This is a genomic window from Sulfuricurvum sp. RIFCSPLOWO2_12_FULL_43_24 (assembly GCF_001829605.1).
Classification (GTDB): domain Bacteria; phylum Campylobacterota; class Campylobacteria; order Campylobacterales; family Sulfurimonadaceae; genus Sulfuricurvum.
Genome location: NZ_MIBT01000034.1, coordinates 1 through 24,005 on the forward strand (window position 1 = coordinate 1; position 24,005 = coordinate 24,005).

The following is a 24,005-nucleotide window of genomic DNA, read 5'->3' on the forward strand; positions in this document are numbered from 1 at the left end:
TAAACCGAACAAAAAATATTATGACCCTCGTAAATGGCTTCGCGACGGGCAAAAAACATTGGTTAATCGTGTGAAAGCAGCGTTTGAAGATTTGAACGCAATAGACAGAAATTAATTCGGTTCCCATCTCGTCATCCCGTACTTGATACGGGATCCATCTTTTGTATTTAATCAGTGCAACCTAAAAAGTGAAGATTGAATACCTGACCCCCATTTACTCCTTTTTTTTACTCACTCTATTTCATCGCACACATTCCATATTCCACATCTACCACATACTCCTCCATCCCCCAGTCGTTATGGGTGACGATTTTGATCTCCTCATCTCCTTTTGATGCTTTGTGGATAAAAAGCGGCGGTGGCCAACCATTGCCTGAATATTCTGTGTAGATTTTCTCTACCTCATAACCTCTTTCTGTAAAGCTATCGACTAGCTTTTGGCAATCTTCATCATCGGTAAATTCATATCTTTTTGAGTGGTCAAATTTTTTATTGATAAAAAGGGTATTAAGATGGCTGACCAACTCATCGCCATAAGCAAAAAATCTCTCCTTATCCTCTTTATCCATCAAATTAAAATGTTCTCTAGTCAAAATCGTAAATCCACCACTCCAAAATCCTACACCACTAATAAAAAAACACTCCTCATTTTCTCTAAACGCTATGGGTTCATCTTTTTTTGCATGATAGACTTCTACCCAATTTGGGCTATGTAGCCTTGAAATCTCCCCATTTTCCCTTATTGTGTCAGTCTCTTTAGTCGTATAAATATATTTATCATCAAAACTTGAGCTTAGGACTAGATTTTCCTTATCAAGTGATTTGGAGATAAAGACTCCACTTAACTCATTAGAAGTGATACTTAAACCAACTCGCACTCCATCGCTATCAGGCTCAAAGCTTAATCTATAATTTTTGAGTTTGCCATCTTTAGTATGGGCTGATATGGTGATCTCTTGACACTGTGCATCTGGCTCGTAGTGATAGAGTAGATTATAACTTGTATCGTGGATATAGGCTATCTCATCTAGTAGTGCATGAGGCTCTTTTGTGTAGATAGTTTCAGTGCTATCATAAATCAAATCCTGTGCATCAAATATCGTTTGCGGAAGTTCCACATCTGCAAATCTAAAAGAACACTCCCTAATCGTCAAATCCGAGTTTGGATATGAACAAGTTGTGAGTGTGAGATATTGGGTAGTGCCATTTTTGAGATATTTTATCTCTGTATAACCAGCTAGAGTCGATATAATTAGCACTTTTGATGTTGTGAGGCGATTTAGTAATTCGCTATAAAGCCCTTTGCTTATTAGTTTATCCATGGCTTTTTAAAGCTCCATTATCGTTTTTTTCAGGCATTTTGAAATCAGGTAAAGCATTTAAATCTCTAATAATTTGTTCCCGCTCTCCTGAGAAGGAGCACTTCTTCTGTCACTCTATCCGTACGAGTACTTGTATGCGTTCCCACTCGGAGAGTGGGAACGAGGGATAATTATTTTGTATTTTTTAACATGATATAAGGATTATAGCAAGATGAGGTTTGATTTACAAATCTTTTGTTATCTGCCGTGATTAGTATTTTAGCAGTGGGTAAAAGGTGAATAGGAAGATGGATTCCGTGTCAAGCACGGAATGACGGGAAAATAGAAATATGAAGATTATTTTGTGTAGGTGATTTTCGCTTTTTCGCGAAGTGAAGACATTTTTTTCTCCATCGTCGCTTTAAACTTATCCATTTTCAAACGCTGCTCAATGAAGTTTTTCACATCATCAAACCCGAGTTTTTTCGCCGCTTTTTTATCTTCGACATAAATAACATGATAGCCAAACTGACTTTGTACCGGAGTAGAAGAGATTGTCCCCTCTTTCATCGCGAAAGCTGCATCGTTAAATGACGGTACCATTTGCCCGCGTGGGAAGTAACCGAGGTCACCCCCTTTTGCCGCACTCGGTCCGGTTGATTTGGATTTTGCTTGAGTGATGAACTCAGTTTTGAGTTTCTCCCCACTGAGGGCTTTCATACTTTTGATAATCGATTGTGCTTCCGCTTCGCTTTTCACCAAAATATGACGAGCACGGATTTTTTCTTTGTCCACAAATTCTTCCGGGTTTGCATCAAAATAGGCTTTTACCTCTTTGGCATCCACTTTAATTGCTTCAAACTGCTGTTGTTCCCATACTTTTGCTGCGAGCTGAATTTTTAGACGATCAACCAGTTTTTCCAATTCTTGTTTGTACTCTTTCGAATCCAATACTCCGGTTCGTTTTGCATCATCGTAGACAAGTTCTTGTGCAATCATTCCTTCGATAATTCGTTGGCGCAATTCATTTTGTTTATCGGCAGGCAAAGAATCAAAACGACCCTGAGTCCCCTCCATCAATACTTTATTCACTTCTTCAGAGGTAATTTCATCTCCGTTAACGGTTGCTAAAACAGCGGCTGATACACTCGTCGCGCTCAACAATAAACCCAAAATCCAAGCGGCATAATATCGCTTCATTGCTATCCTTGTGTTTTCCCTATTTTTCAAAGGGATTTGATTTCGGCATTATAATACATTTGCAAGTATAGTACGCAAAAAATAATCAATATTAAACGATGTTGCTTTGTCGTTTTTGTTGAGCAATTTTTAAATAACGGTCTATGGTCTGTAAAAGAAAATGTTTATCGATCGGTTTGGCTAAGTGGGCATCCAATCCTGCCGCAACAATCCGTTCACGATCACCGAACAATGCATGGGCGGTTAAGGCGATAACCGGCACAAACCCTCGGGAATCTCGTTTATCAATCTCTTTGATAAGACGGTTTGCCATCAACCCGTCCATAACCGGCATATCGATATCCATCAATACCAGATCAAAATGTTCTTTGAGATAACTATCAACCGCTTTCTGTCCATTATCTACCGCAACCACACGGAAATGTTCTTGAAGCAAAATAGTTTCAAGCAATTTAAGGTTGATAAGATTATCCTCTGCCACTAAGATTTTAATATTTTCGGCTTTCGGGACACTTTGCGCCTCAGGCGAGCGGGAAATATACTCTTTTGGCATCCGGTTCCAGATAACGGCTAACGTTTTATGCAACGAACTCGGAAGTATCGGTAAGGTGACGATGGAAGAGACCGAATCGATTAATGTATCCGCATGCTCTCCGTAATCAAGTTTCATGATCGGCACAACCCCTAACGTCGGATAGGTTGCATTGATCGCATCGATTTGCGATTTCGAAATATGCGAAACATCCATAAAGAGGACATCACTCTCATTCAAGGTTGTGGTAATAAGATCGTGGATCACTTTGGTCCGAACATCGAACAATTCAAGATATTTCAGTAACAATGCACCTTGCGTAGAGACTTGGAGGCCTTCAGTATAGATACACGCACGTGTTCCTGTCACAAAATCGAATGTCCCCTCTTCGTTGAGCTGATGGGTTACCCGAAATGAGAATCGTGAACCCTTGCCGCTTTGCGATGCGAGCATCAAATGCGAATCCATCATATCCACGTATTTATGACTCAAGCTCAAACCGATCCCAAGTCCGTCTTTACCGCGACGCTGATTATCCCAAGCCGAAGCAAACGGGCGAAGAAGCGTTTTCATTTTCTCTTGTTCAATACCGCACCCCGTATCACTTACCGCGTATTCAACTTCAACGAAATTCCCTTCCTCTTTAACAATGAGGATTTCAACAAGGACACGTCCCCCATCAGCGGTAAATTTAATACCGTTTTGGATGAGATTACGCATAATGGAGAGGATCTTATCCTGATCCCCGATCATTGTTTTTGGCAAATGGGGATCAATCAAGAACATCAATCCGATCTCTTTGGATAAGGCAAGATCGCAAAATTGTTGTGAAAAGCTCTCGTACACTTCAAGAGGGTTGAATAATGCCAGATTGGTATGAACGCTTCCACTCTCTACTTGCATCATCTCCAAAAGATTTTCAATATTGCGCATCATCGATTGAGCACTTCGGCTTGTCATGTCCACATACTCTTGCTGCCATGAGCTTAAGGGAGAGTTTTTCAAAAGATCGCTAAAGCCGATAATAGCATTCATCGGGGTACGAAATTCATGTGAGATATTGGTCAAAAATTTCTTTTTGAACTGTTCAAAATAACGCTCAGCCGCACGAGCCCGTTCAATAATCGATATATCTCGAAAAACCACTCCGACAATCGAAATATTTTCCAGTAAAAGCACCTCTGATTTTACCGAAACATCATAACTGATGTCACCGACACCAATTTTTCCTCGATAATCTCCCGATTTTGAGAGAAGATAGGAGAGGTCCACCCCCTGAGGATCAAACCATGTTGATATAGGGGCAATATCTTCCAATGCTTTGACATTAAGCAGTTCTATCAATAACTCATTGGAACCGAGCAGACTCCCAGAGAGATCGGTATAAACCATCGGATCAGAATGTAAATGGGAACATGACGTGAGCAACCCTATCAGATGGGCATTTTCTTGTTCAAAACCTTGGATATAGACCATAGTATCTGCTCCTTATACTTTAACGTGCAAATATTTGTGAAGAACATATTCGAGTTTTTCTCGGGTAAGAGGTTTAGAAAGATAATCATCCAATCCTCGTCCTAAAATATACTCTCGATCCCCTTCCATCGCCAATGCCGTCAACGCAATAATCGGCATACGTCCAACCCGTGCAGGGCCCTCTTCGGCTTTAATCTCTTGGGTTGCCAAGATACCGTCTTTAATCGGCATATCAATATCCATAAAGACAATATCGAATGTATGCTCGCGACATGTTTCAACCGCTTCATCTCCATTGGAAACGGCAATAACGTTAATACCGTACTCTTTGAGCAACAATTTTATCAAACGTTGATTAATCAGATTGTCTTCAACAACCAAAGCACTAACCCCTCGTTGAATCTGCGGAGCCATTACCGGTGCTTCTTTCGTAATACCAAAAACGTTAATCAAATGATCCAACAAAGAGGTAGGCAGAAGCGGTTTGGAGAGCGGGATATCGATAACATGGAGCATTTTTGCCTGAAACCGTTCATGCTCATCTAAAAGAAGAACGGTTTTACACTCCCGCTTCATTCTTGATAGACTCATTGTCCAATCACTTTTTTCCTGAGACGCAATCAAATAGACAACTTCCGCATTTTCAAAAATCGTTTCATCGATCATTTGCGTTTTCGTAACACTTACGCCGAAACTGCGTAAATAGTTCGTGAGATGGTTGGCGTCATCAAGCCGCTTTTCATCGATCAATGCAACCTTAACACTGTGGGCATTGATCATCTGCATTGCATGATCGGATGAGCCTTCCAACGTCAGAGCAAAGCTAAACGAAGAACCTTTCCCCTCATCACTGGTAATTTTAAGTTCTCCCCCCATCAAGGATATCAATCCATGGGAAAGACTTAACCCAACCCCTAAACGGTTGTCGGCATGATCCCCCGATACAAAGGGGCGAGTAATATTGTTCATCTCTGCTTTACTGATCCCCTTACCGGTGTCTTTGACACTAAATCCGATATTACAGGTCCCTGTCGTATTACGTTTGAGCAATTTTACCTCAACCGTAATACGTCCGCCGATTTGGGTGAATTTCAATGCATTATTAAAGAGATTATTGATAACTTGTTTGATTTTACGGATGTCACCGGTAACGTAGGTAGGTAGTTTAGGATCAATAAAACATAAAATTCCGACCCCTTTGTCGCCTCCCATTGAAACGGCTCCGCGAGCGAGTTCTTCCATCTCAGCCACAATGTTAAATTCAGATTTACTCACATTTAATCGGCCGTTTTGCATTTGGGCCAAATCGAGAAGATTTTCGATATTGGACATCAGATTACGCGCCGATCCTTGAACCGAATGGATGTATTCGAGCTGAGTATCGCTAGGAGACGTTTTTGAAAGGAGTTCGACAAAACCTAAAATACCGTTCATCGGGGTCCGAAATTCATGTCCGATATTGGCGAGAAATTTACTTTTAAGCTGTTCAACCTTAACCACTTCGGCTTTTAGGTCTACAAGATTGCTTTGATCTTCCAACCGAAGCAGATAGAGATCGGTTCCCCCCTCTTGTATCAAAGTCGAGGTTGCCGACATCGCATGCATTTTTCCTGCCGTATCGACAATCCCCAACCCGTATCCTTTCGGGAAATGGGTACGCAGATAATCCAACCAGCTTTTATCGTATTCGGTAAAAACTTCTTCATCTTCATGGTCGAAAAGCTCGCGGATACTCTCATGATTATGCCGCAATTCCTCGATATTATGAACCGGTACTAAATCAAAAAAAGCTTTATTTGCTCCGATCCACCCGCTCTCTTTCGTAAAAAAAAGCAATGGATCCGTATCCGTATCCAGTACTTTGTAAAAAAGCTCTTTGTTAATATTTTGCTCTGCGTCTTGGGCAAAGCGGTTCTCATCTTTACTAAAAAGTTTTTGAATCATACTGAACAATCCCAAAATCATCTCCTGCATTAATTTTGATTGAAATCGTTTATTGTAACACAAAAACTTCACACTCCTGTTTTTTTTTCACCTCATGTTACAATACGCTCAAAAAACGGACTGAACGGGATGAAGAAAGCGACCAAAAAAGAGATTGAAGCGATTAAAGAGGCTTTTTTAGAACGTTATTCTGATGCCGTCACGGAACTCAGTTACTCCAATGTGTATGAATTGGTCATTGCGGTTGCCCTCTCCGCTCAATGCACCGATAAACGGGTTAATCTCATTACTCCCGCTTTATTTGAAACCTACCCGACACCTGAGGCACTTGCTAATGCCGATGTTGAGAATGTAAAACGTATCATTCAAAGCTGCTCATTTTTTAACAACAAGGCAATCAATCTCATCGCAATGGCCAAAAGAGTCGTCGACGTGTACGGAGGGAAAATTCCACTGGATGAAAAAGAGCTGGTAACTCTCGCCGGTGTGGGACAAAAAACGGCGCACGTTGTCCTCATCGAGTATACACAAGCCAACCTTATGGCAGTCGATACCCATGTTTTTCGTGTCAGCCACCGGTTGGGATTAAGCGATGATCTAAGTGCCATCGCTACCGAAGAGACCTTGGTAAAAAAGTTTAAAACCAATCTCCATCAACTTCATCAAGGGCTGGTACTCTTTGGCCGTTACATCTGTACCGCCAAAAACCCCAAATGTGAAAGTGAGTGTTTTTTGTCAGAGTTTTGCAAAAGCAAGGATGGATTTAAACCCCGATGAGATACAATAACCCCATGAAAAAACACTATGTATTGCTTTTATTGCCGATGATGTTCGCAGGATGTTTTAATGATCGCGGTATCAGTCTGCGCTATTACAACGACTGCGAAGAGTATTATGATGCCCAAGGGTACTATCATAAACAATGCGATAAAAATCTCGTCGATTATAAAGAGGTCCAAGAGGCACTTCAACCGGCGCAAAAGCCAACCGGCGGTAGCGTAAGATAGAAGTTATTTAATCGCGATAAACGTTGCGAAATTTGCCCATCTGAAAAGAACTTCACAGGTTTTAAAACCGTTATTCTTCGCCATCTGAATATTTTCATTCATCGTATAAGGGATGAGAACGTTTTCGAGCGCTTCACGCTTTTGTACAATCTCATACTCACTGTATCCTTGCACTTTTTTAAAATCATAATAGCAATCGATCAGCTCTTTGTTTAATTTCGGATCTTCACTCACTACTTTTTCACTGAAAATAAAAACACCGCCCTCGTTCAATGTATCACTGATGGTACGCACCAATGAGTCTCGAACCATCGGCCGGATAAACTGCAATGTGTAATTGCTGATGATAACTTGGGCTTTTTCATAAGGAAATTGGAGAATATCGCCCTCATAAAGTTCGACTGACGAACCGTATACTTCGATTTTTTTACGGGCATGGGTAATCATCGCAGCAGAATTATCAATTCCGACAAGGCGAATATCTTCCCTTTTCCCGATAGAGCGTTCAATCTCCAGTAACAAGGATGCAGTGGAACACCCCAAATCATAGACAATCCCCCCTGAAGCAAGAGCATTCATGGCAAAATGACGGGTTAGTGCCTGTGACTCTTTATAAAAAGGGACAGATCGAAGAAGCATATCATCAAATACGGCTGCCACTTCAGCATCAAATTCAAACTGTTTTGAGATGGGTTTGGTAAATACGGTATCGGTTTTCATAAAGGGTATTGTAGCGTAAAGGGGGAGTGTTTTGAGGGGCAACTGGTGTGACGAAACAAACGCTTAGGCCCCTCATACGATAAAAAGCAATTTTTAGTCCATTATTTTCGTATGAACCTAAAAACTAAAACAAGGTAGAGATTCTACTCTCCTCACTTTTTTTGCTTTTGATCGGGTGCGACTTCGTCTCTCCGAAAAAAGTAATCTCATTTTCACGTAAAATTCGGATAATATTGGTTGTCCCCGGCGTTCCTATCGGATATCCTGCCGTAAAAATATAGGTTTGGCTTTTATCGATGATACTCCGGTTCAAACCGCTTTGAATAATATCGCTCAACATCTCTTCAATACGCCCTTTTTTGATGAGATACGCAGGCACGACACCCCATACAATCGTCAGTAAACGGGCAACTCTCTCTTCATGTGTTGCAGCATAAATCGTCATTCGAGGGCGGTAGCGGGAGAGTTTTTTCGCCGATGAACCCGATGTTGTCATCGCGATGATCCCCTCTGCGCTCAGCGAATCACCCAAGCGCACCGCCGATTCATTGACCACATCCATCGAATCATCATACCCAAAGTCAAATTTTCCGAACGGATAAATCTCCTCAATCGCTTGAATCGTATTGACCATCGTTTCGACGACCAAAACCGGATTATGTCCGATTGCACTCTCCTCAGAGAGCATCACGGCATCCGTTCCATCGAGCACCGCATTGGCGACATCACTGATCTCTGCCCGCGTCGCTATATCTTTTTCGGTCATCGATAACAACATCTGTGTTGCGGTAATAACCGGTTTAGAGTGTTCATTCGCTTTATCGATCAGCATTTTTTGAATGGTAGGGACACGGTAATAGGGAACCTCAATCCCCAAATCTCCCCGCGCGACCATTATTCCATCCGCCTGACGCAAAATTTCATCGATATTTTCAACCGCATCGAATTTTTCGATTTTTGCAAAAAGCTGAACCTCTCCGCCGCAAGAGCGGACAACTTCACGCGCCTTGATCATATCTTCGGCATTTTGAACAAACGAAATGGCCATAAAATCGACGTTATTAGCCACCCCCCATGCTATATCCGCTTTGTCTTTTTCAGTCAAAATTTCGATACCGAGTCGTGTATTGGGAAAATTAAGCCCTTTGTTGGAAGAAAGTTTCCCTTTGTTTTCGATTTTAGTCTGAACGCATTCGCCGTTTATCCCGACGATACGGGCACGAATGTTCCCATCGTGCAAATATACGGCATCATCCACATTGAGCATACGGAGAATATCGCTCTTGTTAATGGAAAGGCGGTAATGATGTGCTCCAACTTTCATCCCCGTACAAGGTTCATACTGAAAATCGAGCCGATCGCCGCTCTCAAAATAAAAATCTTCATTGAGCATACCGACACGGATCTTCGGCCCGCTGATATCTTGCAGCACCCCGACAAGCAAACCGGTTTCACGCATTGCGGTGCGAATATTGCTGAGTACTTTTGAATGATATTCATGGGTTCCATGCGAAAAATTGAGACGAAAAACGTTCACACCCGCTTTAATTAAAGCGGTGAGAGTTTCAACACTATCCGAAGCCGGTCCGACTGTTGCTAAAATTTTGGTCCGTTTTTGCATGAAAATCGCCTCATTTTATTTTCGGCAATCTTAACACATTTTCAAACCATTCTAACAACTCAAAGGGTGATGTTTTGAGCAATCTTTAGGAAATTTAGACTACAATGAGATTATCTAAGCACGATGGATTAACTATGAATAAAAGAGCGATCGATACCGATATTGTCCTTATCGATATTATTGATTTCTCTCGCCTCTCGATGGATGAGCAGCTCGAAATCATCTCCTATCTCTCTCTTACCTATAAAAAGATGATTGAAAAAATGGTCAAAATCTCCGGTATCCCTATGGAGAAGATGCTGCAAGGGATCATCCCCACCGGAGACGGTTTTTACTGCATTCTACACCCGAGGCTCAAAGGATTCGGTCCGATTTTAGGACTCTCTTTTATCCATTTTTCCGATTTTATCGCGAAAGAGTACCCGTATTTCAAAGGGATTCGTGTGGCGGTTCACACCGGTAAAGTACACCGTTTTGAAGACATTTTAGGGCATGAAAATTTTGTGGGGGATGGGTTGAATGAGTGTTCCCGCTACATTGAAATTAAAAATCTGATCATCAGTACCGTCATCATCTCCGATCGCGCTTATGAAATATTGCAAGAGTTTTTGCATCTTCATAATGATTTTCGCAAACTTTTGGAAACATGCGAATTTCGCCACAGTTCGCTCCATACCTTTCAAGACAAACACAATATTACCCGCAACGGCTATCTGATTTGGATGCGTAAAGGGGCAATCATACCGCCGCCTCAAATCAACTTGGCTCCTCCTGCGAAAAAACGGTAATCCTCTGCAATGATTTTTTTGGTAAGATAATACAATCAATAAAGGACTAATCTCCCGCATCGCGAACGATGCGGGTAGCTTTAGGGGGTTGTAGGGAGATTTGTCCCTGCCACTTTATGGGCTATGCCCAGAAAGTGCTTAACATCAAAAAAGGAATATGTGTGCGTTTTACGATTGATGAATATGCCAAGACATTCAAAATGTCCAAAGAGATGATCCAAAATAAACTCCGAACCAAACGGCTCAACTATATCATTGAGGGAGGAGTGACCTACATCATCGTCCCCCGAAGTTCACTGGATGAGGAGAAGCGTCAAGAAATCGCCCAAAGTACAAAGCCATCACCGGCACCGGCTCCCCAAAAAACAACGGTGGGGATGATTATCGCCCTCTATCAAAAAGAGAATCAACAGCTCAAACTCAAAATTAAAGAGCTTGAAGCCAAAGTTGATCGCTTAGTGAATGATAAAGAGCAAATGCTGATCGCTGAGCGCGAACGGATTGAAGAGATCTATACGGCAAAAGATGAACAACTGAAAAACCTTTTGGAAGTGATCAACACCAAACTGCTCCTTTCCCACAGCAATGCCGTCCATGATGTTGATATCAGTACCCCCTCACCTGCATCCCCGACACTTCCTAACGGGCTAATCGAACTCAAACGCTACCTCAAATTTATCGGTATGGGCTCGGAAGAGCGCAAAGCAGTCAAACGCCGATTTGAACTTGCTTTCGGCTCAGACATACGCATTATTCAAAAAGAGGGAGAATTTTACGTCGATCTCTCCAAATACGATTACACCGATTTCCTTTAATCCTGATGTTATACGCTTTCTGGGCATAGCCCATAAAGTGGCAGGGACAAATCTCCCTAAAACCCCCTAAAGCCACCCACATCTTCCGGATGTGGGAGAATTCAATACCTTCCATGCACTTTTTCTCCCGATCAACCTTTTTTTAAATACTAGCTCATTCTCGTATCCCATTTGTTCACATCCATTTTTCATGATTTTCGATCGATATTTTATACGGTTTTTCGTATATATAATACATTTTTATAGATTTTAAAACTGGAATACTAAATGCTATGTAAGCTTATATGTTACTTATATACATATTAACTAATCTTTAGTAATTTTTAACGAATACTATATACGGTTTAATGTTTATTTTAAGAAAAGAATACTACAATGGAGTGATGGAAATGAGCGACCTCTTTAATCTTCTGCACAATGCCATTGAGGCGCAACACAACGGTAAGAAGATTTCCCAAAAAGAGATGGCTTCAACGCTCGGTATTTCCATGCGGACCTATCAGGACTGGAGATTGGGTAATGCCAAACCCCAAGCGGCCAAAGCCGTCTTGAACATGCTGGGAATGCTCGAGGATGATGAGATCATCCGAGTAGTTCGAAAAATAAATAAGTTAGGGGATAAATCATGAGCAGTTTGAGTGAACAAGAACGTATCGGGTTGGAAGATGTCTTTTTATCCATCTCTTCTTCCCAAAATATTATGCAAAGATGGTCCATTTGGGGCAAAAATCTCTCGATCCAATTCGATGCAAAAAAGCTTGCTTCCCCTCTGCTCTTTACCCAGAATCCGAAAACTTGGATAAAAAACGGCCTAAAAAACCACAAAATCACTAAACTATTCAACAAAATACAAAAAAGAAGAAAAATTTAAGCTAAGAGATATTAAAGTATTCGCGGCTAAAACACTTATCCCACACATACCTCGTGTGTATGGGAGGTTTGAGTGTTATTCGCATATCTAAATCAAGGGCAATAAATGAATAAAGCGCAATTCGTAGAGTTGGTTCAAAAAAGCGGTGGTTACAAAACAAAAGTTGAAGCTGAAACAGCTATTAAAGCTTTCACAGAAGCGGTAACTGCAGCTCTTGTTGCGAAAGACGAAGTTTCATTGGTAGGATTCGGAAGTTTCGCATCTTCTCTTCAAAAAGGGAAAAGCGGTAAAGTTCCAGGAACTAGCAAAACGTACAGCACTGCTGATAAAATGGTTCCTAAATTCAAACCAGGCAAAAGTCTTAAAGACAGCGTAGCAGCAGGAAAATAATTCCCTCTCTCGTTTTCGAGGGATTTTTCCCTCACACTTCTCTTCCCCCTCCTCTATCTCATTTACATTGTATCATTGAAAATTCGTTATAATCGTTAGGATAAAAAAACTCTAATAACGATCTTCAGATTATACGAAAAGGTATCCTAAGTGTTCTTCTCTTTTTTAACACGCATTTTTTCGTCAAAACCTAAAGAGCCTATTCTCAATGATCCTGAAGATAATATTCCCCTAAAAATTTTTGTTATTAAAGAAGGGGGGAAATTCTTTCATGACTTTCAACTTTTTCATCAAAACAGCATCACCTCAATCGATACTCTTATTTTTCTCCCCCATTATGGTATCTTTTTTGGCAAAACACTTGAATGGAAGGCCTCTGAACTTGAAAATGCAACCGTAGAGCGCTCTTCAAAGCAGAGCAAACGCACTACCGCAACAAATTTAGAAGGGGTAGAGGCGAAAATACGCTCAAAGCTCGAAGATGTCCTCTCGTTTAATTTTACCCCGGTAGAGCGTTTCATTTGGATGAAACATCTTTCTGAAATAGAATTTGATGCACTGGACCCCTCTTTTCATGAATTGTTACCCAAAGAGCGCATTTTCTTCACGAATGAAACAGTCGAGTCGATTAGAACCAAACTCGATTCCATAGGTGAATATCATTCATCCCCCCTCTCAAGTGTTCAAATTATCGGTGCTTTAGCAACCCATACCTTTATTTTGCCAACCCCTGATTACCCTGCCGGTTCCATTCTATCTCCTCAGCAAAACCATTTTTTGATTTTGCCGCTTCAGGGGACGACAACATTGTACGGAGATTATGGAAGCGGAAAAAGCCTCCTCCTTATCCGTAAAGCGATCCTCATGCTCTTAACCAATCCCGAAGAGAAAATTGTCCTTCTGGCCCCGACGCTTTTGGCATCTGAATTATTGCGTGATGGATTCGTATCTTTGATGTACTACGGTGCGTTAAATATCGATTTGAATCGGATTATTTTTTCTCATCTCCCTGAAGAGTTTGATAACCTAAAAATGTACCAAGATGCCACTGCCATTTTTTGTGATGACAGCTATTTGATGGATGGCCGATTTATCAATGCTCTGAAACAAAAAATGGTTAATAAGATACTCCTCTTTTCATCCATAGCCGAAAATCCAGATTCCCAAACCAATATTCACTTGACCTATGGCTATCGCAACAAACCTTCTCACACAACCCTTACTTGTACCGAGAAAGGGGTTCTTCCGGCCCTCTTATCTGAACTGCGCAAATATAGGGCGAATAAAGGAAAAGGGGTTATTCTCATACTTTCCGATGCTGCCTTTATCCCGCTTTACAAAGAACCGATTGATGAATATTTAGGGATTAATTCTCGTAGTTTAACCGTAAACTTTAGTCTTCAGTACCAAGATATGGAGGGTCTCATCATTACAACGGCCGACTGTCTGAGCGGGGTATCCGGTTCACATGTACTCCTTCTAACTTCGGAAGTTTCTGAAGATTACACCTATCCGCTAAGCCGTGCATCAGAAACAGCGACTATAATCACTTATTCAAATTCCTAACGGAGAATTTTCGATGTCAAAGATTATTAAAAGTGACGAAGAGTGGCGTGCCCTCCTCTCAAACGAAGCCTATCAGGTTGCACGGCAGCATGGAACAGAACGAGCTTTTAGCGGAGAGTATGCTGCGTTCAAAGGGGATGGTATCTATACCTGTGTGTGCTGCGGCACACCTTTATTTGATTCTACCGCTAAATTTGACTCAGGTACAGGATGGCCGAGTTATGACCGTCCTATTACCCCTAATGCCCTCGAAGAAAAACGTGACTCCAGCCATGGTATGGTCCGTGTCGAAGTGCTATGCGCAACATGCGATGCTCATTTGGGGCACGTTTTCCCTGACGGTCCGAGCACTACGGGCTTACGCTATTGTATCAATTCCGTTTGTCTCAACTTTATCCCACGTTCACAGGAGTCTTAATGCGATTACTACTTACCTTATTGTTGGCAGCAACTCTCTCTTTTGCCGCTTCCCACCCGAAAGTTTTACTTCAAACCACACAAGGTGATCTCACCTTGGAACTTTATGAAGACGTAGCCCCAATGGCGGTTGAGAACTTTACAACGCACGTTAAAAACGGCTATTACAACGGTCTCATCTTCCACCGTATCATCAAAAATTTTATGGTTCAAGGGGGCGATCCGACCGGTACCGGTATGGGTGGCGAGTCTGTTTGGAAAAAACCCTTTAAAGACGAATTTAAATCGGGTGTCGTATTTGATAACGCCGGTATTTTAGCGATGGCAAATTCCGGTCCACGCACCAATGGAAGTCAGTTTTTTATCACGACTGCTCCGACACCATGGCTCAACGGATACCACACCATCTTCGGACGTGTCGTATCCGGAATGGATACGCTAGGAAAACTCAATAACGTTCAGACCAACGGTCAACGCAGCGGTGACAAACCGCTCCAACCTCAAAAAATCATTAAAGCTACTTTGCTTCCGTAAAAAACACGCTTCTCACTCAATCTTCAACTTGGCCTCTTTTGAGGCAAAGTCAACCTTCTTAGCAATACATAAAGTGTTCTCAAAGAGACCGGCAGGCATAATGCTGTAATCATTTCGTAATCTTTTGGTAACGGTTTTGTAATAAATTCCTCCCTTGGTTTACAATTTTAATGAATGGAGTATTCATGTTCTCTCGTGACAACCTCTTTTTCGGCGGTGTTTTTGTCCTTATGACCGCTGTTTTTATGGTTTGGGGATTTAATTATCTCGAAAACAACCATACCCTTTTCATCCTTGCTACCCTTTTTGGGATTTTTATGGCATTTAACATTGGCGGAAATGACGTTGCCAACTCGTTTGGTACCAGCGTCGGAGCTAAAACGCTCACCGTCAAACAAGCGTTGATGATTGCAGCCATCTTCGAACTCGGCGGAGCAATGCTCGCCGGTGCCGAAGTTACCAATACGATCCGAAAAGGAATCGTGGATATCTCAGCAATGGATTTCGATCCGATGCTACTCGTTTTTGTCATGATGGGTTCACTCCTCTCAGCGGGAACATGGCTTCTTTACGCAACGTTTAAAGGCTATCCGGTCTCTACAACTCATGCAATTATCGGAGGGATTCTAGGGGGTTCTATCGCTCTTGGATACGCGACTATGGAAGTGGGAGAATCGGTTTTCGGTCTCGTTCACTGGGATCAAGTCACCAAAATTGCTATCAGCTGGGTCGTTTCTCCGATTCTTGGAGGGATAGCTTCGTACGGGATCTATTGGTATCTGAAAAAAAATATCCTTGATTACAATGATAATGTTCAAGCTCATATCGACGATATTAAAGGACAAATTAGCGCATTGAATGCCTCTCACAATGAAGCAACTGCTACTCCGGAAGAGAAAGCGCGTTATGAAGAACAGGTGCATGAGCTGAATCGTCTTAAGAAAAAACAAAACGCATTTTATGCCCTTCGTACCCATGCTCCGATTGTTGCCGCATTCGGTACGGCGATGATTGCGGGAATGCTTCTCTTTAAAGGACTCAAAAATGCCAATTTGGGTCTCAATGATGCCCAAATCTATATGTTATTGGCAGTTCTTTCAACGCTCATGTACGGTGTTGTTTATGCTATCATCAAAGTAATGCACAAAGACACACCGCACAAAGCGACCATGCGTGTTTTCAGCATGCTCCAAGTTCTCACCGCATCCTCGTTTGCCTTCAGTCACGGGGCAAATGATATCGCAAATGCAATCGGGCCGTTTGCCGCAATCATCGATATATTAGCCACAGGTCAAATTAATGCCGAATCACCGGTCCCTTTTATTGCCATGGCAACCTTCGGTGTTGCATTAGTAGCAGGACTCTGGTTTATCGGTAAAGAGGTTATCGACACCGTCGGAAGCCGCATTACCGAAATCTTCCCGGTCACCGGCTTTGCCGCAGAGCTCGGAGCAACGTTGGTTATCTTATTTGCAACCGTTTTAGGAATTCCAGTCTCTTCAACCCATATTCTTGTTGGAGCGGTCATCGGTATCGGTATGCTCAATCGTGATGCTAACTGGAAATTGATGAAACCGATCGCAATGGCGTGGGTTATTACACTCCCTGTTGCCGGTATTTTAGCTGCAATCTTTTTCTTTATCCTCAAAGTGGTATTTGGCTACTAAGCCAAATACTTCTCAATTAACTCTTCTCTACTTCGTCTCTTACTTTACATACATTCCACTGATGTTGAACGACAAGTGCAAAGTAAATCAAGAGACTTTTCCATCATTCAACGGCTGATTCATTCTTTACAAACCATAATGTTGCACACGGTTCAGCATCGTAAATTGTATCTTAGATCCCGTATCAAGTACGGGATGACGGAGAAAGAAATCTAGAATAAATTATTTTTGAAGTTTGCTCAGCGCATCGAGGATATTATTTTGTTTCGTTTTATCAAGCGGTGTTTCATTGGAAACAAACATGTAAAACTCTACTCGTCTGTTTTTCGCACGATTTTTTTCATTAGTATTCTCAGCAAGAGGTTTGGCTGAGCCAAAACCTGCTGTCGAGAGGCGTTCAGCACTTACACCGTTACGGATCAGTTCACGCATCACCGTCTCAGCTCTCTTGCTGGAGAGTTCAATATTGTCCCGATAAGGAGAACCTTGCGGGAGAGGCTGATTATCAGTATACCCTCGCACCGAAATATCAACACTTTCTGGAAGGGTATCGATGATTAATGCAACCCGTCGAATAAACAAATGCATCTCTTCATCATCGATTGTGGCATTGGCTCCGCTAAAAGGGATAGAAGCAGGAAGCTTTAACAACACACCGTCCATCATCTGATCAAGTGGCCCTTCTCCACCGCCCATTGATATATTCTTCAACTCTTGCTGGATTTTGCTGACAGAATCCAAAACCTCTTCTTGTTTGCTCTCCTCTCCCATCAAGACAGCCCCGCCCTGCTCCGTCAGTGCCTTACCGCTTGGGTTTCCACTCGCATCAGGATCAGGGTTTTTACTATCAGGAACCATCTCTTGGACAGGATTGATACGCTCAGCGACCGGTGCATAATCGTAAATTTTAACGAACTCTTCTTTGACCGCTTTGAGTTTCTCTTTATTAACCGACGCGATAGCGTACAAGGCGATGAAAAGTGCGAGGAGAAGACTGAAAAAGTCGGCGGTGGGAACTGCCCACTTTTCACATGCTTCACACGTTGGACACTTTTTAGCTTTCTTTTTTGACATTTAAGCGTCCATCAGTTAAATTGGCTGTGCTTTTCTTCAGCAGGAGAAAGGTAGTTTAGTAATTTAGCTTCAAGAGTACGAGGGTTATCACCGTGAATGATTCCGACAATTCCTTCTAACATCAATTTTTGCTCTTTTACTATATGGTGCGATTTCGCGATCATTTTTCTCCCCCATGGTCCTAACATTACATAGGAAGAGAAAATACCCGTAACCGTTGCCGTAAATGCCCCAGCGATACCTTTTGCCATTTCTGCGGGGTTATCGAGTTTTTGAAGCGCAAGAATAAGTCCTAAAACCGCCCCGATAAGTCCCATAACGGGAGATGTTTCCCCTGCAAGAATCCAATAATGTCCGCAACTGTGATAGTAATGTTCTGTCTCTTCGATCACCAATTCTAACGTTTCTACGATGGTATCGACCTCATTACCGTCAACCGCCATACTAAGACCCTGCTTCAGAAACTCATTGTCGATCTGAGCTACTTTTTGCTCCAAAGATAAAAGACCGTCTCGACGTGCAAGTGTTGATAATTCGATAATCTCTTTTATTCTCGCGTGTAAATCAACCGAACTATTTTTGAATACGATAGGACCAAGATTTTTAAAAGCCCCTTTAACATGTTCAACATCCGTAGAAACTGCTGCCGCTGCCATTGCCGTAGGGAAAATAACGATCAATGAAGCTAAGTGGATAATATGAAGCGGATTTCCTCCATCAATAATATCCCCCGTCGAAATCGACGCAACAGCTATAAACATACCTAAAACAACCGTTAAATCCACGTGACTCCTTCTCGTTTAGGGTAATTATCATGCATCCTTGCAATTACCGTAATTGTTATCATCGATTGTACCTTGTTTTCACTAAAATTCAATCTTGAAAGCTCTATTTTTTGTTAAATAAAGTATACAATATTTTAATCAGTAGCATCAAGAATATTCCGCTTCCCATACTCGCTACGATAAACGCATAATATTCATCATGCGTAATCGCATTAGCCTGATACCCTAATGTTGCAATGGCAACCGTAAATGTTAACGGCATCGAATCGCTCAATGAGAACAAAATAGTATTTTTCAATCCCAAATATCCACCATAGGCAATCAATGAACTGATGAGACGAATACCGATGATCGCACTGGCGATAAAAAGTGCCAATTCTAAAATTTGGACATCCGTGAATGCATCCAATGCGAGCGTTGAGCCGACGTGGATAAAGAATATTGGAACCAAAAATCCAAATCCGAACGAGGAAAGTTTTTCGGGCAGTTCGGTTTTGTGTTTGAAATAGGTAGCGATAAGCATCCCCGCCAAAAATGCTCCCAAGACAACATCAATTTTAAGATACAGCATCACTGCCACCATGATAAACATGAGCGCCATAGAGAAACGGATATCCTGATCTTTTCCGTCTTCATGAGGCATTATGAGCGTTTTTAAACTCGGATACCACCAAAATAAGATTCGAACCCCCCGAAAAAAGAGGACAAATCCGATCAAGAATAAAAAGAGACCTCCGAGGGTAAAGGCGAATTCGCGGTTATACCCATGCTCTAACCCGCCGCTGAGAATCGTCAAAGCCATGATACTGACCAATTCACCGATAATCCCGATATTCAAGGCCAAGGCAAGCCATGGCTGATTTTTGCCGTACTCTTTTACCAAAGCCATCAGCATTCCGAGTGAAAAAATAGGAAATGCCACAAGATAAACGGCACTCAAATCAAGATATAAGAAGAGTCCGAGCGAGCACCCGTACAGCAGGGTAAAATAGATAATAGTACGGCGCAGGAGTGAGGATTTTGCAAAACCGAACTCTTTGAGATTAACCTCCATACCCGCAAGAAACATCAGGTATAAAAACCCTACTTTTGCAATGATTTTAAAGAGCTCGTTTTCAACCAAAAATCCAAAATATCCGGCAAGACTTCCCAACATAATTTCGACAACTACCACCGGTATTTTCGTAACACGGGATAAGAAAGGAGAAAGCATTACCAGTAAAGACAAGGTAATAATAACGACCGTATTGCTCATATTTATCCTCGCATCGCTTTCCAGATTTTAATCGCTTGTACATGCTCTTTTACATCATGCACCCGTACAATCGAAGCACCCTCTTCGATCGCTTTGAGATGGATGGCGATACTTCCCGCCAAACGCTCATCACTCTCTGAGGGGGAGATTGCATCGATCATCGATTTACGGCTGGCACCAACCAGCAGTTGTTTGCCCAAACGCAAAAAATGGCGTTGATGGGTGATTAGGGCAAGATTATCTTCCAAACGTTTTCCAAAACCGATTCCGCAGTCTAGTATAATCTCTTTAATTCCAAAGGACTCCGCTTTCTCAATCCGTTCACGGAAAAAGAGTTCAACTTCAGCAATTACCGACAAATAGGCCGGGTTCTCTTGCATACTCTTCGGATTACCCTGCATGTGCATAATCACAGCCGTTGCCCCGTAGCTTCCGCACAATCGTGCTACCTCATCGTTGGCTAGACCCGTAATGTCATTGATAATATGAAATCCCCTCTCCAGTGCGTAGTGGACGACCATGGGCTCATAACTGTCCAGACTCAGACGGGTCTTCTCATAAAAACGCTGCTCATACAGTGCGTCAATGATCGGACGGACACGAGAAAGCTCTTCTTCCGCACTCACCGCTACAGACCCCGGACGGCTCGATACACCGCCTAGATCAATAATATCGGCACCTTCACTAATCATCGTCTCAATACGTTCAAGCGCGTAAGATCCTTGAAAACGACTCGCATGATAAAAGCTGTCATCATTCGCGTTGAGAATTCCCATAATAGCAATATTTTTCTCACGTTTCAAATGACAAAAACTCTCCAATTCTGATGAGAGTTGTTTTAATCCAAACGGTTGAGCTTTCTCTTTTTTTACCAGCTGCTGCAACTGCCGCTCGGTAGCGATCAAAAGTACATCTACCTGAGGAATCGATGCCGTTACCGTACCACGAGGAACCGCTACATCGGCACCGATACTGAGCGCATCTTGCTTGAGGATATTGGCGGCACCCACATGCAGATCACGAATACGAATCAGATGCAGTTCCCCTTTATCCTCTAAAATCGATACCCCGCCGCCATCTACACCGAGATGTTTAAGCTCACGCTGCAGGTCAATGGCATTGGAGAGTTTTTCAACGACCACGTTTAATCTCGCGGGTAAAATTCATCAATACCATTACCAATACACTTTGAAAACGGCTGTTCAACTCGATCAAACGGAGCGCTTTTTCAAATCCTTCGAGTTGCGCCGTGGTAAGGGAAAGTTTTTCACCATGAATTGCCTGATGCATTAACTGCTCAATCAACGCCTTGGCTTCATGTTTTTTAAGGCGATCATGCGCTTTAACAAAGGTAAACAACCCTGCAAGATCGAGATTTTTCAACACAATCGGAAGGATTTCGTAAGTACGTTCAGCATGCTCTTGCGTAAGACTCAAACGAGAACGAACCGTTGGCAAAAACGTACTTTTATTGGGGGCGAGGAGAATAAAAACAATATTTCGAGGGGGCTCTTCGAGAATTTTCAAAAGGGCATTTTGGGCAGGAACGGTAAAACTCTTGGCTCCGAGGATAAGGGTTTTGGTATCCTCTTCGCTTCGATACGCTTCGGCTATAACCTCTTTGGCATCTTCGATTTTAAAATCATCACGCATAAAGGTGATGCAGCGCAGAGGGTATCGAGATGCTTCGATCTGGCGTGCTCGCTCTTCCATTTCTGCAGTGATGAGGATGCCGCCCCTCTCATTCGCGAACATTAATCTCCCCAAACAGTACTGCACCGAGCGTTTTATCAAAAAGACGGTAAAGCTGCAAAAGTTTGATATCGATAAGTTCATCGTGAGAGCGTAAAACTAAAGCATTTTGAAACCGCTCATCCATAATCCATAACAGAGAGTTGGCATTACGTTTGGCAATATCGGCACGACGATCATCCCCGCGACCGATATACCAAAAGAAATACTCCCCCTTAAAAGTAATATCCAGCATATCACTCAGCATATCGATCGACTCTCCGCCGCTGATATGATCATAATGCGGATAAAGGGCATCGATACAAACGATAGGGATCATCGGACGCTCTTGAGAGCGTTTATTTAAAGAAGAGGTGATGTAATGGGAAAACCATTTACGATCATGATCGGTAATGAGGACGATACTTTTCCCCCCCATCATTTGATCCATGGCATTAGCGATAGGAGGAGTCCATTCGAAGCGCTGTTCTTCGAACCAGCTCATCGATGCCCCTACGGAGCGGATCGATTCTAATGTCCACTGATCAAATTTGCGCACTACTTGTCCAACGCGTAAGCACTGTGTAGTGATCTAACCGCTAATTCTGCGTATTTTTCATCAATTACCATCGATACTTTGATCTCTGACGTAGAGATCATCATGATGTTGATGTTCTCACGTGCCATTGTTTGAAATGCTTTAGCCGCAACTCCCGTATGCGATTTCATCCCGACACCGACAATGGAGACTTTACAAATATTTTCATCGTACGAAGCTTCACTGATCTCATCTTCGGCAATAAACGTTTCAACCACTTTTTTCGCATCCAAAAGTTCAGTTTTAGGGACAGTAAAATCGAGATTCGTTTTACCGTCATGTCCCGAAGTTTGGATAATCATGTCAATATTCACACTGTTGTCGGCCAAACGGGTAAAGATATCCGAAGCAATTCCGGGGCGGTCAATTACGCCGCTCAAAGATACGCGTGCCTGATTTTTATCGAGTGCGATACCGCTGACAAGTGGTTTTTCCATAATATTCTCTTCCTTTGTGATAAGTGTCCCTTCCGCATCGCTAAAGCTGGAACGGGTTACGAGGTTAACGTTTAATTTTTTAGCGAGTTCAACGGAACGGTTTTGAAGCACTTTTGCTCCGAGTGATGCGAGTTCCAACATCTCGTCATAACTGATTTTATCCATTTTACGCGCTTTAGGCTCGATACGCGGATCGGTAGTATAAATGCCGTCAACATCGGTATAAATTTCGCATAAATCCGCTTGAAGTGCCCCTGCGAGAGCAACGGCAGAGAGATCCGATCCTCCGCGTCCGAGCGTTGTCACTTGACCACGCTCGCTCACCCCTTGGAATCCGGCGACAACAATGACTTTGCCCTGTGCGAGTTCAGCGTGCATTGCGGACGGATCAATACTTTCAATCCGTGCTTTGGTATGGACAGCGTCGGTAACAATACCGGCACGACGACCGCTCATAGAAGTGGCACTGTGTCCCATAGCATTGAGTGCAATGGAGAGTAACGCAGCCGTTACCCGCTCGCCTGAGCTCAGAAGCATATCAACTTCGCTTCGTTCAGGGGTAGCGGTATAATGTTCCGCATACGCAATAAGTTTGTTGGTTTCACCGCTCATAGCCGATACAACGACTACAACCTGATGTCCCTCTTTAAGTGTTCGCGAGACACGGTTGGCAACGTTTTGGATTCGTTCCAAATCGCCGACACTGGTTCCGCCAAATTTTTGCACAATTAGCATTACAGATACCCCTTGGTTCTAAAATGAGAAATAACACGTTCATAGACCGGTTTTTTAAAATGGGCAATATTACTCAACAGCTCATCAATCTTGACAAATCGGTACGCCTTGAATTCAGGATGCTTAGTATTCAAATCGATTTTAGCCCCTTGTTTCAGGCGTACTAAAAAATAGCGCTGTTTTTGTCCCGCATACGGAGCCATTTTGGCAGCTACATGAGTAGGAAAATCGTAGGCAATCCACTCAGGATATTCGGCAATGATCTCTACTTTTTTGGTACCGATCTCTTCCTCAAGCTCCCGAAAAAGTGCTTCTTCAGCCGATTCGCCTTCATCAATTCCCCCTTGAGGGAATTGCCATACCCCTTCCAAATCACTCCGCTCGGCGATAAAGATATCTTGGACTTCAGGATACTCGTGAGAGACAATAATCGCCGCCACATTCGGTCGGTAGAACTTATTTTCGGTCATTCGCCATCTTTTAATTTAATGTTGTCCTAAAGCTTTTCGCACATCTACGAAAGAATTCTTTATTTTGGAGG

25 protein-coding genes and 1 pseudogene are annotated in these 24,005 nt (G+C 42.5%); 12 read left to right on the plus strand and 14 right to left on the minus strand.

Annotation, left to right across the window (positions count from 1 at the left end; all coding sequences use genetic code 11):
• Positions 1-115 (plus strand): annotated as a pseudogene (locus A3G19_RS03210) (class II fructose-bisphosphate aldolase); the annotation flags it as partial.
• 121 nt (positions 116-236) lie between these two features.
• Here A3G19_RS03210 and A3G19_RS03215 read toward each other — a convergent pair.
• The 4 genes from A3G19_RS03215 to A3G19_RS03230 all read right to left on the minus strand — a co-directional run bounded on the left by A3G19_RS03215 (position 237) and on the right by A3G19_RS03230 (position 6,483).
• A complete protein-coding gene (locus A3G19_RS03215; RefSeq protein ID WP_015653064.1) occupies positions 237-1,322 on the minus strand; it encodes a hypothetical protein in 1,086 nt (361 codons plus the stop codon).
• A 336-nt stretch (positions 1,323-1,658) separates the two neighbouring features.
• On the minus strand, positions 1,659-2,501 hold the full coding sequence (locus tag A3G19_RS03220; protein ID WP_015653063.1) for a peptidylprolyl isomerase: 843 nt from the start codon (positions 2,499-2,501) through the stop codon (positions 1,659-1,661).
• Between the two features lie 91 nt (positions 2,502-2,592).
• Positions 2,593-4,509, minus strand: a complete 1,917-nt coding sequence (locus tag A3G19_RS03225) for a response regulator (protein WP_015653062.1) — start codon at positions 4,507-4,509, stop codon at positions 2,593-2,595.
• Between the two features lie 12 nt (positions 4,510-4,521).
• On the minus strand, positions 4,522-6,483 hold the full coding sequence (locus A3G19_RS03230; RefSeq protein WP_291750927.1) for a response regulator: 1,962 nt from the start codon (positions 6,481-6,483) through the stop codon (positions 4,522-4,524).
• Between the two features lie 99 nt (positions 6,484-6,582).
• On the opposite strand from A3G19_RS03230, the gene nth reads away from it, so the two are divergent.
• Complete coding sequence (gene nth / locus A3G19_RS03235; RefSeq protein ID WP_294870529.1) at positions 6,583-7,230, plus strand: endonuclease III; 648 nt, start codon at positions 6,583-6,585, stop codon at positions 7,228-7,230.
• A 14-nt stretch (positions 7,231-7,244) separates the two neighbouring features.
• Positions 7,245-7,460: a hypothetical protein gene (locus A3G19_RS03240; protein ID WP_041192387.1), complete on the plus strand. Its 216-nt coding sequence runs from the start codon at positions 7,245-7,247 to the stop codon at positions 7,458-7,460.
• A 3-nt stretch (positions 7,461-7,463) separates the two neighbouring features.
• Here the strand turns inward: A3G19_RS03240 and cmoA are convergent, their stop codons facing one another.
• Both cmoA and pyk read right to left on the minus strand, forming a co-directional pair.
• Positions 7,464-8,180, minus strand: coding sequence for a carboxy-S-adenosyl-L-methionine synthase CmoA (cmoA, locus tag A3G19_RS03245; protein ID WP_015653058.1), 717 nt, complete (start codon positions 8,178-8,180; stop codon positions 7,464-7,466).
• A gap of 124 nt (positions 8,181-8,304) precedes the next feature.
• Complete coding sequence (pyk, locus tag A3G19_RS03250) at positions 8,305-9,801, minus strand: pyruvate kinase (RefSeq protein WP_015653057.1); 1,497 nt, start codon at positions 9,799-9,801, stop codon at positions 8,305-8,307.
• Between the two features lie 134 nt (positions 9,802-9,935).
• Here pyk and A3G19_RS03255 point away from each other — a divergent pair, with 134 nt between their 5' ends.
• The 9 genes from A3G19_RS03255 (at position 9,936) to A3G19_RS03295 (ending at position 16,849) form a co-directional block, all read left to right on the plus strand.
• Positions 9,936-10,589 (plus strand): hypothetical protein, encoded by a 654-nt coding sequence (locus tag A3G19_RS03255; RefSeq protein ID WP_015653056.1) that lies wholly within the window; start codon positions 9,936-9,938, stop codon positions 10,587-10,589.
• A 161-nt stretch (positions 10,590-10,750) separates the two neighbouring features.
• A complete protein-coding gene (locus A3G19_RS03260; protein ID WP_015653055.1) occupies positions 10,751-11,404 on the plus strand; it encodes a hypothetical protein in 654 nt (217 codons plus the stop codon).
• A gap of 383 nt (positions 11,405-11,787) precedes the next feature.
• A complete protein-coding gene (locus tag A3G19_RS03265) occupies positions 11,788-12,033 on the plus strand; it encodes a DNA-binding protein (RefSeq protein WP_041192386.1) in 246 nt (81 codons plus the stop codon).
• Complete coding sequence (locus A3G19_RS03270) at positions 12,030-12,275, plus strand: hypothetical protein (RefSeq protein WP_015653053.1); 246 nt, start codon at positions 12,030-12,032, stop codon at positions 12,273-12,275. The genes A3G19_RS03265 and A3G19_RS03270 overlap by 4 nt, the downstream gene beginning before the upstream one ends.
• Positions 12,276-12,380: 105 nt before the next feature.
• Positions 12,381-12,665, plus strand: a complete 285-nt coding sequence (locus A3G19_RS03275; RefSeq protein ID WP_015653052.1) for an HU family DNA-binding protein — start codon at positions 12,381-12,383, stop codon at positions 12,663-12,665.
• A gap of 150 nt (positions 12,666-12,815) precedes the next feature.
• Positions 12,816-14,231: a hypothetical protein gene (locus A3G19_RS03280; protein ID WP_294870531.1), complete on the plus strand. Its 1,416-nt coding sequence runs from the start codon at positions 12,816-12,818 to the stop codon at positions 14,229-14,231.
• Between the two features lie 13 nt (positions 14,232-14,244).
• Positions 14,245-14,649 carry a peptide-methionine (R)-S-oxide reductase MsrB gene (msrB, locus tag A3G19_RS03285; RefSeq protein ID WP_294870533.1) on the plus strand — a complete coding sequence of 135 codons (405 nt, stop codon included), beginning with the start codon at positions 14,245-14,247 and terminating at the stop codon, positions 14,647-14,649.
• On the plus strand, positions 14,649-15,182 hold the full coding sequence (locus A3G19_RS03290) for a peptidylprolyl isomerase (RefSeq protein ID WP_015653049.1): 534 nt from the start codon (positions 14,649-14,651) through the stop codon (positions 15,180-15,182). Before msrB ends, A3G19_RS03290 begins: the two co-directional genes overlap by 1 nt.
• A 185-nt stretch (positions 15,183-15,367) precedes the next feature.
• Positions 15,368-16,849 carry an inorganic phosphate transporter gene (locus A3G19_RS03295; RefSeq protein WP_294870535.1) on the plus strand — a complete coding sequence of 494 codons (1,482 nt, stop codon included), beginning with the start codon at positions 15,368-15,370 and terminating at the stop codon, positions 16,847-16,849.
• A 222-nt stretch (positions 16,850-17,071) separates the two neighbouring features.
• On the opposite strand, the gene motB is transcribed toward A3G19_RS03295, so the two are convergent.
• The 8 genes from motB to A3G19_RS03335 all read right to left on the minus strand — a co-directional run bounded on the left by motB (position 17,072) and on the right by A3G19_RS03335 (position 23,934).
• Positions 17,072-17,923: a flagellar motor protein MotB gene (motB, locus tag A3G19_RS03300; protein WP_015653047.1), complete on the minus strand. Its 852-nt coding sequence runs from the start codon at positions 17,921-17,923 to the stop codon at positions 17,072-17,074.
• Between the two features lie 11 nt (positions 17,924-17,934).
• Complete coding sequence (motA, locus tag A3G19_RS03305) at positions 17,935-18,708, minus strand: flagellar motor stator protein MotA (RefSeq protein WP_015653046.1); 774 nt, start codon at positions 18,706-18,708, stop codon at positions 17,935-17,937.
• Between the two features lie 103 nt (positions 18,709-18,811).
• The gene (locus A3G19_RS03310) at positions 18,812-19,963 is read right to left on the minus strand and encodes a cation:proton antiporter (RefSeq protein ID WP_015653045.1); all 1,152 of its coding nucleotides are present in this window, start codon (positions 19,961-19,963) and stop codon (positions 18,812-18,814) included.
• Positions 19,964-19,965: 2 nt separating this feature from the next.
• Positions 19,966-21,105, minus strand: a complete 1,140-nt coding sequence (folP, locus tag A3G19_RS03315; RefSeq protein ID WP_294870537.1) for a dihydropteroate synthase — start codon at positions 21,103-21,105, stop codon at positions 19,966-19,968.
• Positions 21,095-21,718 carry a DNA polymerase III subunit delta' gene (locus A3G19_RS03320; RefSeq protein WP_015653043.1) on the minus strand — a complete coding sequence of 208 codons (624 nt, stop codon included), beginning with the start codon at positions 21,716-21,718 and terminating at the stop codon, positions 21,095-21,097. Before A3G19_RS03320 ends, folP begins: the two co-directional genes overlap by 11 nt.
• Positions 21,705-22,253 (minus strand): HobA family DNA replication regulator, encoded by a 549-nt coding sequence (locus A3G19_RS03325; protein WP_015653042.1) that lies wholly within the window; start codon positions 22,251-22,253, stop codon positions 21,705-21,707. Before A3G19_RS03325 ends, A3G19_RS03320 begins: the two co-directional genes overlap by 14 nt.
• Positions 22,253-23,464 (minus strand): aspartate kinase, encoded by a 1,212-nt coding sequence (locus A3G19_RS03330; RefSeq protein WP_294870539.1) that lies wholly within the window; start codon positions 23,462-23,464, stop codon positions 22,253-22,255. The genes A3G19_RS03325 and A3G19_RS03330 overlap by 1 nt, the downstream gene beginning before the upstream one ends.
• Positions 23,464-23,934, minus strand: a complete 471-nt coding sequence (locus A3G19_RS03335; protein ID WP_015653040.1) for an RNA pyrophosphohydrolase — start codon at positions 23,932-23,934, stop codon at positions 23,464-23,466. The genes A3G19_RS03330 and A3G19_RS03335 overlap by 1 nt, the downstream gene beginning before the upstream one ends.
• Positions 23,935-24,005 lie beyond the last annotated feature (71 nt).